Source organism: Sporolactobacillus caesalpiniae, from assembly GCF_040513385.1.
Taxonomy (GTDB): Bacteria; Bacillota; Bacilli; order Bacillales; family Sporolactobacillaceae; genus Sporolactobacillus.
The window spans coordinates 342,085-354,422 of record NZ_JBEVCB010000002.1 but is presented as its reverse complement, the minus strand read 5'-3'; the positions used below and the strand labels follow the sequence as shown (position 1 = coordinate 354,422).

Annotated in this window: 9 protein-coding genes and 1 pseudogene; 7 read left to right on the top strand and 3 right to left on the bottom strand. The window is 44.5% G+C overall.

From position 1 onward, the window contains the following. Positions 1-44: 44 nt before the first annotated feature. Positions 45-665 carry a response regulator gene (locus tag ABWW58_RS05120; protein WP_353868129.1) on the bottom strand — a complete coding sequence of 207 codons (621 nt, stop codon included), beginning with the start codon at positions 663-665 and terminating at the stop codon, positions 45-47. Further along, positions 662-1,735 (bottom strand): sensor histidine kinase, encoded by a 1,074-nt coding sequence (locus ABWW58_RS05115; RefSeq protein ID WP_353868128.1) that lies wholly within the window; start codon positions 1,733-1,735, stop codon positions 662-664. Before ABWW58_RS05115 ends, ABWW58_RS05120 begins: the two co-directional genes overlap by 4 nt. A gap of 176 nt (positions 1,736-1,911) precedes the next feature. Between ABWW58_RS05115 and ABWW58_RS05110 the strand changes: the two genes are divergently transcribed. From ABWW58_RS05110 to ABWW58_RS05085, 6 genes and pseudogenes are all read left to right on the top strand, one after another. Beyond that, a complete protein-coding gene (locus tag ABWW58_RS05110) occupies positions 1,912-2,850 on the top strand; it encodes an ABC transporter ATP-binding protein (RefSeq protein WP_353868127.1) in 939 nt (312 codons plus the stop codon). A gap of 15 nt (positions 2,851-2,865) precedes the next feature. After that, positions 2,866-4,008, top strand: a complete 1,143-nt coding sequence (locus tag ABWW58_RS05105; protein ID WP_353868126.1) for an ABC transporter permease — start codon at positions 2,866-2,868, stop codon at positions 4,006-4,008. Then, on the top strand, positions 3,995-5,164 hold the full coding sequence (locus tag ABWW58_RS05100; RefSeq protein ID WP_353868125.1) for an ABC transporter permease: 1,170 nt from the start codon (positions 3,995-3,997) through the stop codon (positions 5,162-5,164). Before ABWW58_RS05105 ends, ABWW58_RS05100 begins: the two co-directional genes overlap by 14 nt. A 228-nt stretch (positions 5,165-5,392) precedes the next feature. Continuing rightward, positions 5,393-8,956: pseudogene (gene nifJ, locus ABWW58_RS05095) on the top strand (pyruvate:ferredoxin (flavodoxin) oxidoreductase); the annotation flags it as partial. A 149-nt stretch (positions 8,957-9,105) separates the two neighbouring features. Then, a complete protein-coding gene (locus ABWW58_RS05090; protein ID WP_353868123.1) occupies positions 9,106-9,705 on the top strand; it encodes a TetR/AcrR family transcriptional regulator in 600 nt (199 codons plus the stop codon). Between the two features lie 25 nt (positions 9,706-9,730). Further along, positions 9,731-10,195 carry a hypothetical protein gene (locus ABWW58_RS05085; RefSeq protein ID WP_353868122.1) on the top strand — a complete coding sequence of 155 codons (465 nt, stop codon included), beginning with the start codon at positions 9,731-9,733 and terminating at the stop codon, positions 10,193-10,195. Between the two features lie 75 nt (positions 10,196-10,270). Here the strand turns inward: ABWW58_RS05085 and ABWW58_RS05080 are convergent, their stop codons facing one another. Beyond that, on the bottom strand, positions 10,271-10,798 hold the full coding sequence (locus ABWW58_RS05080; RefSeq protein ID WP_353868121.1) for a hypothetical protein: 528 nt from the start codon (positions 10,796-10,798) through the stop codon (positions 10,271-10,273). A 174-nt stretch (positions 10,799-10,972) separates the two neighbouring features. Between ABWW58_RS05080 and ABWW58_RS05075 the strand changes: the two genes are divergently transcribed. Continuing rightward, a complete protein-coding gene (locus ABWW58_RS05075) occupies positions 10,973-11,833 on the top strand; it encodes a YitT family protein (RefSeq protein ID WP_353868120.1) in 861 nt (286 codons plus the stop codon). The last annotated feature ends 505 nt before the right edge of the window (positions 11,834-12,338 follow it).

The window sequence follows — 12,338 nt, the reverse complement described above, 5'->3', positions numbered from 1 at the left end:
CCGTTTTTTTGATTTATATGCTCAATTCTTGCGTTGAAAAATGCTCACTGTTGTTTGTAATAGAATATGGCGAGTTGCGTTCGATCGCGCAAAACCAGTTTTTCAAGGATCGCGCTGATATAATTGCGAACGGTTCCTTCGCTGAGAAAAAGTTTCTGCGCTATTTCACGGTTCGAGCGCCCGCTTGCGACCTGCTCAATGATTGTAATTTCGCGTTTGCTCAAGTCAAATCGATTAAAGTTCGGCGGCTCTTGCTGCTTCATTAATGCTGGAATTTTACTGATGATCGCGTCGCCGAAGACTCTTTGGCCGCTGAAAACCGCTTTAAGTGCAGGGATGATGCTCTCGAAATTTTGTTTCAGAATATAACCCTTAGCTCCGATTCGCAGTGCCTCGACGATATAATCATCATCCGAAAAGGTCGTTAGAAATAATAGTTTCGCGTCGGCATACTTTTCCAGCAAAACCTTAGCTGCGTCGATTCCAGTCATACCGTCCATGCGAATATCAATCAATAAAATATCGGGATGGAGCTTGCAAAAAAGTTCAACAGCCTCAGCACCGCAATGACCGATTCCGGTCACTTTGATCATAGGATCCGCTTCAAGAATCGTTTTAAGAGAAGAAGAAACGAGTCGGTCATCATCGACAATCAATACATTCATGATCTGTTTCCCTCCTTTGGAATTGAAATGAAGAGCTGAAATCCTTTTCTCGTTTCTATATTGAGGAGACCGTGAAAGGATTCCACACGATCGTTTATGTTCTTTAGACCAATTCCTCGATTCGGCTGATTGCTTCGCGCAGATCCGTTATCAGAGATGATTAATTGGTAGAAAGCGGGATGCTCACGCAGCGTCATTTCGGCATGTGTCGCGTCGGAATGACGGACGATATTGGACAAGGCTTCTTTTGCAATCGAGATCAATGCGTAGTTTAATTTGCTGCCGGGTTTATTTTGAACAGAATAATCGAGAATAAGCGGACAGAACGTGAACTTGTGCGCCAAATCCATGACCTGGGTGCGCAAATCGATCGATTCATCATGAAGGTCATGAACACTCGATCGAATGCTGCTCATCGCTTCAGATAGGGTATCTTTTAAAGTGGAAAGCGCTTCTTTTGTTTGATCATTCCGATTAACGGTAAGTAAAGCGCCGATTTGCAATAGTGCGCGTGAAAGCAAATGGCCGACGTTGTCGTGAATTTCTCGAGCGATCCGGTTGCGCTCCCCAAGTGTCGCCATAGTCACCTCATTGTCTTGTTTCTTCAACAGGTCCTGATTTTGCTGCTTCAATCGCAGGGACATTTCTTTCGTCGTGTCACGTAATTCGTAGTAATTAGTCTTCATCCGCTCAAATGCCATTGTTCTGTGTTTGAGAGACGCGGAAAGAAGAAACAGTACACAGATCACGACATTCACTGTCATAATGGCATGAGACCAGAACAGTAAGAGTGGGACTAACGATAAGAGACAAACCCACTGCTTCTTTGAAAAAAGTGAGTCATAGCAAATGAGCGGTAGAAAGACGCATGTCCAGGGCATGATTAAGCTGCAAAAGGTAAATGCCATGGTTAGTGTGACGCGTGAATGTTGCTTTTCAACGTAACTTAATAAGCAGGTGAAAATAATCGCGAGAAGAACAGGAGCTATATCATGGGTAAACGTCCTGCCGGTCAGATAGATTGCAAGACAACAGGCAAGCAGGATAAGTTTATCAATAATAAGGTTCATGGCCACCATCCATCTCCGACAAAGTCAGTACATTGCTGTTTTCATTTAACCATTTTTTCCCGTCCGTGTACAATTGCGGGCGATGTATCATGACAATTGTCATGATAATTAATGATCAGTGACACTTACGCCAAATTGATCAGTGAATTACACTGGATACAGTTGGAAGGGAGACGATGCAGGTGATTATTCATGTGGAAAATTTAGTGAAGAGGTTTGGAGAACTTGTCGCTCTGGATCATTTATCCTTAGATATCAAAGAAGGAGAAATTTTCGGTTTGCTTGGACCGAATGGTTCGGGGAAAAGCACAGCGATTAATTGTATTTTATCGCTTTTGAGTTATGACAAAGGTGAGGTTGAAATCTTCGGCAAAAAGATGACTCCGGACGCTTATGATATAAAACGCGACATTGGCATTGTGATGCAAAATGTCGCCGTATTTGAAGAACTGACCGTTTACGAAAATATTGATTATTTCTGCGGGCTCTATGTTCGAAACAAGGCAGAACGGAAGCGTTTGGTGGAAGAAGCGCTGGCATTCGTTGAGTTGGAGGATTTTCGAAAGTTTTATCCTAAGAAACTGAGTGGAGGCTTGTTGCGCCGATTGAATATTGCCTGCGGGATCGCGCATAAACCCAAATTGATTATTCTTGATGAGCCGACAGTTGCCGTTGATCCGCAAAGCCGCAACAAAATACTTGAAGGAATCGAACGTCTCAATGCTCAAGGCGCGACCATTGTGTATACATCACACTATATGGAAGAAGTCGAGCAGCTCTGTACCAGAATTGTGATCATGGACAAAGGCCGGGTGATTGCCTCCGGAACAAAAGAAGAATTGAAAGCAATGATCACTCTTGGAGAGAAAATCACTGTAGAAACTTTTTCAATTGATGAGGAACAGTTAATAAAATTGCGCGAGCTCCCAGGGGTTGTCTCAGTCGATCACATTGATAAACGCTTAATTATCAAGTCAGGAAAAGGAACGAATAATCTTGAGACTGTGCTGGATTTTCTGAAAACACATGAGATCGGTTTTGGCCGTATTTATTCCGAACTGCCGACGCTGAATGACGTTTTTCTTGAAATTACCGGGAAGCAGCTTCGCGATTGAGGGGAGATGAACCAAATGTTTACTCATATTTTTATCTATCGCTTTAAATGCTTGATCAGAGACAAACAATTGGTCTTTTGGACGCTTCTCTTTCCGATTCTGCTTGGCACCTTTTTCTATATGGCGTTCAGCAATCTAAATAACGAAGAGACGTTTCAGCCGATTGATGCGGCAGTTGTTAACGACAGCGCTTATCAGCATGACACGCAATTTAGATCCGTAATGGAAAATGTGTCTAAAGGTAAAGACCGACTTTTTCATCTTAAAGTCGCTTCGAATCGAGAAGAGGCGGAAAAATGGTTGAAGAAGGACAAAATTAAGGGCTTTTTCACAAGCGGAGGAGTGATCAAACTGACCGTGAAGGACACGGGAATCAGCCAAAGCATTATGAAAAGCTTCGCCGACCAGTATCGTACAAGCAGCTCTATGGTAACAAGTATTGTGAAAGAAAATCCGAAGGCGTTGCAAAATGGTCTGCTTGAGGACATTGGCGATCATCGCAGCTATACAAAAGAAGTCTCCGGCGGAAGTGCGGAGCCGAACAATGTGTTGAATTATTTCTATTCATTGATTGCCATGGCATGTCTTTATGGAAGCTTTTGGGGAATGAAAGAAGTTACGGATATTCAAGCGGATATCACCGATCGCGCCGCGCGGGTGAACACGGCACCCGTTCATAAACTTAAGGCTTTTCTTGCCGGCAGCTGCGCGGCACTGGTCATTCTTTTTGCGGAAATACTGATATTGCTCGCGTATCTGCGGTTTGGTCTGAATATCAGTTTTGGGCAGCGCGCGGGCTATGTTGTGTTAACGGCACTCATTGGCAGTGTACTTGGTATATCATTTGGCGCGTTTATCGGTGCGGTGATTAAAGCAGGCGAAGGGTTGAAAATCGCATTCTTAATCATGGTGACCATGGCCGGTTCGTTTCTGTCCGGAATGATGTACATGAATATGAAATATCTCATTGCAGCGTATGTTCCGCCGCTTGCCTGGCTGAATCCGGTCAACTTATTAACCGACGCGTTTTATGCATTATATTATTATGATTCGCTGCATCGTTATGCGCTGAACATGGGCATGATGTTCCTTTTTATCATCTTTTTCTGCGCCGGAACTTATCTGATTGTCAGGAGGCGGAAATATGCCAGTATTTAAACTATGTATGAAAATTTTCCTGAAAAATTGGCTTTCCATTTCGCTCTATATTGTCATCTTTCTGGCGATTGCGATTACGATCTCTATGAGCACCATGTCTGAACAGAAAAAAAGCAGCAACTTTTCACAGGAAAAGGCAAAAATCGCGCTTATTTCCGAAGAAAAAACGCCGCTTACCGAAGGCTTTCGCCAAGAATTAGCCAAAAGCAGTGATTTCGTCAAGCTGCCTGACCGTACGGAGGCTCTTCAGGACGCACTCTTTTTCCGTAATGTCACGTACATTCTGCGCATTCCTAAGGGGTTTACAGAGAATGTACTAAATGGTGGTTCGATGCAGATGGAAAAGACCGTTGTTCCAAACTCGACAGAAAACGCTTATGTTGACATCAATGTGGAACAGTACTGGAATTTAGCGCGAATCTACGCAAAGCATGAGCCGGAGGCGAGTGAGCAGCAGATCGTGAATCAATTGAAAAAGAATTTGTCCGGAAGCACACCGGTTACAATCAAAGCGCATGAGCGGGCCCAAACAGCCAACAGCTTTTCAATGTACTATTTTAATTTTCTTGCCTATACGTTGTCGGCAGTACTGATTATGGGCATTTCAACGGTCATGATTGTGTTCAATAAACGAGATTTAAGCAGGCGGAATTTCTGTTCACCAATGAAAGCGAGCAGTATTAATACTCAACTGATTTTAGCCAATTTGCTGTTTGCCGCCATTTCATGGGCAATTCTGGTTGCCTTTTGTTTCCTGCTTGATTCAAAGAGCTTTGCAACACAAAATATACTCTTTTTCCTAATGAATTCCGCGATTTTTACTGCGTGCATTTCCAGTCTCAGTTATTTGATCGGCAATCTGTTGAAAAATCTTAACGCCATGTCTGCAGTATGCAATGTTCTTACGCTTGGCCCATGCTTCATTAGCGGGGTATTTGTTCCTCAGGAGTTCTTGAATAGCACCGTACTGAAAATCGCTAGTTTTACACCAACCTATTGGTACGTCCAAGCGAATGCAAAGATCGCGACGCTTACCCATTTTGAGTGGTCGGATCTTGGGGCTGTTTTTTACAGTATGGTTATTGTGCTTGGCTTTGCAGTTGCCTTCTTTGCTCTGTCACTCGTGATTGGCAAAAGAAAAAGGCTGATGAACTAATCGCGAACATAGTATCTCGCAACGCATATAAAATGCTCCTATAAGGCTGTCTTTCGGCATCAATTGTCGGAAGGCAGCCTTTATCTGCTTAAATTGTGCGATTTTTATCACAGTAATCTTATTCTTTGTTCCGCATGAACCGTTAAACTAGAAGAGATGAGGTAAAAATCGAATGATTTATAGTTATGGAAACGCGTCAATTTCGTGAATGATGGAGAGGAACACATAATGATGAAAAAAAAGACAATGGATGGCAATACTGCGGCCGCATACATTTCCTATGCGTTCACTGAAATGGCCTCCATTTATCCAATTACCCCAAGCTCGCCAATGGCTGAACAAGTTGATGAATGGTCCGTTCAAGGCAAAAAAAATATTTTTGGCAGTCCAGTGAAAATAGTTGAGCTGCAATCGGAAGCAGGCGCGTCAGGAACGGTTCACGGATCCTTAAAAACAGGCACATTTACATCGACCTATACATCATCACAGGGGCTTCTGCTCATGATACCGAATATGTATAAGATAGCCGGGGAACTGCTTCCAACAGTCTTTAATGTGGCGGCACGCGCGGTCAGTTCCAACGCACTTTGCATCTTCGGCGATCATTCGGATGTCATGGCGGTACGCCCAACCGGATTTGTTATGCTCGCAGAAGGAAGTGTCCAGGAAGTCATGGATTTGTCGGCGGTCGCTCACTTGGCAACGGTGGACGCGTCGCTTCCTTTTGTAAATTTCTTTGACGGCTTTCGCACCAGTCACGAGATCCAAAAGATTGATGTGATTGACTACGACGATTTGAAGCGGCTCCTAAATGCCGATGCCGTTGCCGCATTCCGCAAACGAGGCATCAGTCCGAACCATCCGACAGCGACCGGCTCAAGCCAGAGCCCGGATCTGTTTTTCCAGCAGCGTGAAGCAATTAATCAATACTATGAAAAAGTACCGGAAATTGTCAGCCATTATATGGAAGAGATCAATAAGCTTCGAGGGACGCATTATGATTTAGTGAATTACTATGGCTCGCCCAATGCGACGCGTGTGATCGTGGCGATGGGTTCAGTAACTTCAGTGATTGAACAGGCGATTGATCATCTTGCGGAACAAGGGGAAAAGGTCGGCCTCTTATCCATTCATTTATATCGACCGTTTCCGACTTCTAAGCTGCTTGAGAAACTTCCGGATACAGTGGAAAGGATTGCGGTATTGGACCGCACCAAGGAGCCGGGCGCATCGGGAGAACCGCTCTTGCTCGATGTGCAAAGCGCCTTGTATGAAAGCGACCGCCATCCGCGGATTATCGGCGGACGTTATGGGCTTGGCTCTAAGGATGTGACTCCGTCGGATATTTTATCCGTGTTCGCGCATCTTGACAGTTCTCAGCCGAAGAAACGATTTACCATTGGTATCGATGACGATGTGACGCATTTGTCTCTGCCGTCATTGCCAAGTCTGGATTTAACACCTAAAGGCACCTTTCAGGCAAAGTTTTGGGGCTTTGGCTCCGACGGTACAGTTGGAGCGAATAAAGCGTCCATCAAACTAATAGGTGACCATACTGATCTTCATGTTCAGGGCTATTTCTCTTATGATTCGAAGAAGTCCGGCGGTCTGACGGTATCTCATTTGCGCTTTGGGGATCAGCCGATCAAATCAGCCTATTTAGTTGAGCACGCGGATTTTATCGCCTGCCATACATCTTCTTATTTACGTTCCTATGATCTGCTCAAGGGTTTGAAACCAGGGGGCACATTCCTGCTTAACACGATCTGGAACGATGAACAGTTGAACGCTCATTTACCTAATTCAATGAAGCGTTATTTAGCTAAACATAATATTCGTTTTTTTACAATTAATGCGATTGGACTTGCCGGGAAAATTGGGCTTGGACGCAGAATTAATACGGTCATGCAAACCGCTTTTTTCAAACTGACCAATATTGTTCCGTTTGATCAGGCGATTGAATGGTTGCGGCAATCCGCTTTAAAGACATACGGCCGCAAATCGATGACGATCGCACAGTTGAACGTGGACGCGATCAATCAAACGGTGGACTTGCTTCATGAGGTAACGATTCCGCAGCAATGGGCCAAAGCGGACGACAAGCCAAAAACAGTGAGTATGAATTCAGATAAAAAACAGCCGGATTATGTCATGAATATCCTGAAGCCGTTGAGTCGCGAAGAAGGCGGCAAGATTAAAGTAAGTACACTACTGAAGGAAAATATGGCGGACGGCAGCATGCCACTGGGTACATCTGCTTACGAAAAGCGAAATGTCGCCCTGCAGGTTCCGGAATGGGATCCGAAGTTCTGCATCAATTGCAATCAGTGTGCGTTCGTCTGTCCACATGCAGCGATTCGTCCGCTTCTTGCCGATGAAAAAGAGATGGAGAACGCACCGGAAGGCTTTATTGTTCGAAACATGCGCGGCGCGGACGGACTGAGCTATCGCATTCAAGTTTCAGTTGCGGATTGTACCGGTTGCGGATTGTGTGTTGAGGCCTGTCCGAAGGCGGGGAAAGCACTGTTTATGCGGCCGGCGGAATCGCAGCAGGATCAGGCAGTCAATTGGGCATTCGCGATGACCTTAAAAGCAAAAACCAATCCGGTGAAGAAGGCGACGATTCAAGGATCACAGTTCGAACAGCCGCTGCTGGAATTCTCAGGCGCTTGTTCCGGATGCGGTGAAACGCCGTATATAAAATTATTAACACAGCTCTTCGGTGATCGAATGATGATCGCGAATGCAACCGGATGTTCCTCCATTTGGGGAGCGTCCAGTCCGGTTGTTCCTTACACGACCAATCAACAGGGACATGGGCCGGCTTGGTCCAATTCTCTCTTCGAAGATAATGCCGAGTTCGGGCTTGGTATGAAACTTGCACGTGATACAAGGCGTGCGCGCCTGGCCAAGCAGATGAAGGACGCGATGCAATACGATGAAGTCAGTGACCGCTTAAAGCGCTTAATGACCGAGTGGATCGAACAGATGAACGAAATTGAAGCTACAAGAGAACGCGCCGAACAACTTGAATCTGGATTGCTTCAGGAGAAAGAAGATCTGCCTCTTCTTGAAGCCATTTATCAAGAACGTGATCTTTTCATTAAAACAAGCCAATGGATTATTGGCGGCGACGGCTGGGCGTATGATATTGACTTTGGCGGAATCGACCACGTCATTGCCAGCGGTGCGGATGTCAATATACTGATTACGGATAATGAAGTCTATGCCAACACAGGCGGACAATCATCGAAGGCGACACCGACAGCTGCCATTGCTCAGTTTGCCGCCGGAGGGAAACGGACAGCGAAAAAAGATCTGGGCATGATGGCGATTAATTATGGTCATGTTTATGTTGCTCAAATCGCTTCAGGCGCGAACAAGATGCAGACAATTAAGGCGCTGATGGAGGCGGAACGCTATCCCGGACCGTCCGTCGTTATCGCTTATACACCATGCATTTCGCATGGACTGCGCGGTGGTTTGACTCATGCCTTGACCGAAGCCTCGGAAGCGGTGAAATCCGGGTACTGGTCGCTGTACCGCTACGATCCTGAACGTGAGTCCAAAGGTGAAATGCCGATGCAACTTGATTTTAAACGGCCTCAGTTTGACAGTTTAACCGATTTTATGATGACACAAACTCGTTTTTCCGCCTTGAAGAAGGTGAATCCGGAAGTCGCCGATCAATTATTCGAAAAAACGCAACAAGATGCGGAAAAACGATTTTTCCACTACGCCCGATTAACCGGACAGGAAGAAAAAATCAAAGAAAACCTTGTAGCGTTGAAAAAATAATTATCGATTTTTAGCCGTCTGTTCACAGCGAATGGGCGGTTTTTTGTTTGCTGTTTTTTGATTTCAATTTTTTGAAAGATAATTGACGTGATGACGAATAAACATATATAATGAAGGTAACGAACGATCGTTAGGTGATGCGTATGTCAACGAAACAGAAAATATTTGCTTGTGCTCTCGAACTTTTTTCAAATAAAGGTTTTAACGGAGTATCGATGCGTGATCTGGCCGAACGGGTCGGAATAAAGGGAAGTTCCATCTACAATCATTACAGCGGGAAAAAGGCAATCATGGATGATATTTGTGAAACGTTTGCCCGAACACTGGATGTGTCTCGTCCGCCTCTACCACAAATTGACCAGATGCTCGATCAAATGAGTGCGGTTGAACTCTTTCAATCCTTGATCACGGCTTACGGTAAGAAGATCGATAGAAAATGGACCCAGATGGCGAGAATCATTTTTTCCGAACATTTCTATAACGAAAAAGCCGGAGCGGTATTTAAGAATGAGCTTATTCAAGGAAACGTCGCTTATTACGTTTCAGTGCTTACGCTCATGGAGCAGAGGGGAAAAATTAAACAATGCAGGAAGGAACTCATTGCAACACTCTTCAACAATGAACAGCTCATGCTCAGTATGCAGTATGCGCACTGCACGACGGCAGACGAGCGGGCTGAACTGGCGGCTGTAATGATGGCAAGCGCCGACTATTTGTTTCGCGGACTTGAAATTTGCGATTAAAAAAGAATACATTGGAGGATTTATCATGACCAGAACGAATAAAGGGAAGACTATTTCTTGCTTCATTTTGATCATCTTACAACTCTTTCTTGGAATTGGCGCGGTTTTTGGTGGCGGCGCATTAATTGTTTCGCCTGATGGTTCACTCCTGCATATGCCGCTATATCTGCTGAAATACACGGCTTTTGACTCATTTTTGATTCCGGGTATCATCCTGTTTTCTGTTCTTGGCCTCTATCCGATCTATATCGCATTCCTGCTGATCCTTGAAAAACCAATGCGTATTGGTGAACATATCCGATTTGATTCTTCAGCGTCCGGTGCATGGAACCATTCTCTTTATATCGGATTTGTTTTAATCATTTGGATCACGGTGCAGATGTATCTGCTGCATGGAATTGGGTTTGTCCATGTCGTTTACATATTTCTTGGGCTTGCCATCCAAGCGGTGACCGTACTTCCCTCGGTAAAAAAACATTATTCCATTTAGCTTGTGTGTAAATAAAAAGCGGCGCAAATTCATTAGTTGAATTTGCGTCGTTTTTTTAGTAGCGATTTTGTTTGATCAGCCTGTTTTGCCCAGCATTCGTGCTAGTCGTTTGTTGGACTGCTGGATGTGGTGATCAATCTGTTCTAAAGCTTGGACGATCGCTTGCCGGTCATTGTTTTTGATTGCGGTTCTTAGCTGGTTGATCGCCTGATGGCGACTGCCAAATTTAGCATGGTGAAACAGCTTTGCAATTTTTTGATGAGCCTGTTCGGCAGAGATCTTTCCTTGTTCCTGCTCTTTTTTTATGGCTTGAATCTTCTTTGCATGCTTATCACACTTTTTCTGGCAGTTTTGGTTGCTTTTTTTGAAATCTGAGCTTTGCCGCCATTCGCTCATCAGGTGATGATGTGTATCCATGTCTTTTTTCATTGTCTGTGCAAGGCTGGCTGGCGCGTATTTGTCAATGGTCTGCGTAAGCCACTGATGTCTGAAATCGTGGCCCGGTATGCCCATTGGATTATGGTCAGCTGCGGCTTGGCCGGTTTGCGGAATCAATAGAGTAAGCATCATGATGGGAAAAATAAGCAGACGTGTCAGTTTCATAAGTTGACCTCCGAAATAAGTTTCACTTAGTCTGCACAGCTTTTACATAAATATTCATGAAAAAGTTTGAGCATTGGCTGACCATGTGGTAATTTGTTAATAATACATGGTGAATCGGCGGCTTTGTCTAGCTAGAGAGCATTACCCGGCTGCCATTCTGAAAGGAACAGCGATATGAAAGGCATATCTATATATCAAGAATTCAAAGTATTAACGATTGTTATTATCGGGGCGCTGCTGAACGCGGCCGCACTTAACCTGTTTCTCATTCCTGCGAAGGTTCTTGCGGGGGGAATTACCGGTATTGCTCAGCTTGTCAACTCGATGCTTGAGCCGACCGCTTTTCATATAAGTACCGGGATTCTGCTTCTTATAATGAATATTCCGGTCATCTATGCCGGCTGGATTAAAGTAGGACGCCGCTTTACTTTTTACAGCACAATCAGCGTTGCTCTGACAACGCTCTTTATGGCGATTATCCCGCTTCATCCGTTGACCAATGACATTTTATTGAACGCAGTCTTTGGTGGTGTGGTGCAAGCGATCGGCTCGGGGATAACACTCAAATTCGGTGCGTCCTGCGGTGGGATGGATATCATTGCAATGATTTTGACCCGCGTCAAGGATCGTCCAATTGGATTCTACATGTTCGCGCTTAATGCTGTGATCATCCTTTCCGCCGGATTCCTGTTCGGCTGGCGACGGGCATTGTATACGCTGCTTCAGCTTTACGTAAGCATCCGTGTCGTTGATGCCATTCATACAAGCTATGTAAAGTTGACTGCTTGGGTGGTCACGGATAAAGCAAACGAACTTCAAAAAGTGATATCCGTTCAAATGTATCGGGGGATTACGAAAATATCGGCGAAGGGCGGCTATACGAATAAGGATAAGGACTTGCTAATGATCGTGATCACGCGTTATGAGTTGTATCGATTGAAGCAAATCATAAAGGAAGTCGATCCGCGAGCCTTTACCAACATTGTCGAGACAACGGATGTTTTCGGGTTGTTTGTGCGTAAAAAGGATGCGTGAATGAAGGGGCGGAGAAATCCGCTTCTTTTTTTATAAGAGTTAAAAAAGATAGCGTTTTGCCTCGCCGGTACGACGATAAGGTCATAAGATGCGGTTGGGCGATCAGGTAAGTACCCAATCTGAGAAATAAACGGAAAAATTCCGCCTAATTACAAAATTAATGAAAAAATTGCTTAAATAGACGGAGAAATTCCGCTTATCGAATCGAAAAATGTGAAAATGGAGGGCTTTGCTTTGAATAAGCGGAAAAAATTCCCTTATTTACCTGCAAAACAAGCGCCGTGATACATATAACCGGAAAATCTCCGCTTATTTTACTCGTTACTTAATTAGGATCGGGCTGTGCCCGTTTTTTCTTATACTATAAGAAAGTATATAATTTTAAGGATCATAGTATAAGTGCAACTAAGTCTTCGCCTTCGTCAGTGAGGCTTGGCGAAGCCAAGTTTTCTAATATCGAAAAAACTCTCTAGTGAATTCCCTAGACATTATGACTTGGATTCGG

Bases quoted from the DNA above. Each gene is read 5' to 3' on its own strand.
- ABWW58_RS05120 (WP_353868129.1), bottom strand. From the start codon at position 665: ATGAATGTATTGATTGTCGATGATGACCGACTCGTTTCTTCTTCTCTT.
- ABWW58_RS05115 (WP_353868128.1), bottom strand. From the start codon at position 1,735: ATGAACCTTATTATTGATAAACTTATCCTGCTTGCCTGTTGTCTTGCA.
- ABWW58_RS05110 (WP_353868127.1), top strand. From the start codon at position 1,912: ATGCAGGTGATTATTCATGTGGAAAATTTAGTGAAGAGGTTTGGAGAA.
- ABWW58_RS05105 (WP_353868126.1), top strand. From the start codon at position 2,866: ATGTTTACTCATATTTTTATCTATCGCTTTAAATGCTTGATCAGAGAC.
- ABWW58_RS05100 (WP_353868125.1), top strand. From the start codon at position 3,995: ATGCCAGTATTTAAACTATGTATGAAAATTTTCCTGAAAAATTGGCTT.
- ABWW58_RS05090 (WP_353868123.1), top strand. From the start codon at position 9,106: ATGTCAACGAAACAGAAAATATTTGCTTGTGCTCTCGAACTTTTTTCA.
- ABWW58_RS05085 (WP_353868122.1), top strand. From the start codon at position 9,731: ATGACCAGAACGAATAAAGGGAAGACTATTTCTTGCTTCATTTTGATC.
- ABWW58_RS05080 (WP_353868121.1), bottom strand. From the start codon at position 10,798: ATGAAACTGACACGTCTGCTTATTTTTCCCATCATGATGCTTACTCTA.
- ABWW58_RS05075 (WP_353868120.1), top strand. From the start codon at position 10,973: ATGAAAGGCATATCTATATATCAAGAATTCAAAGTATTAACGATTGTT.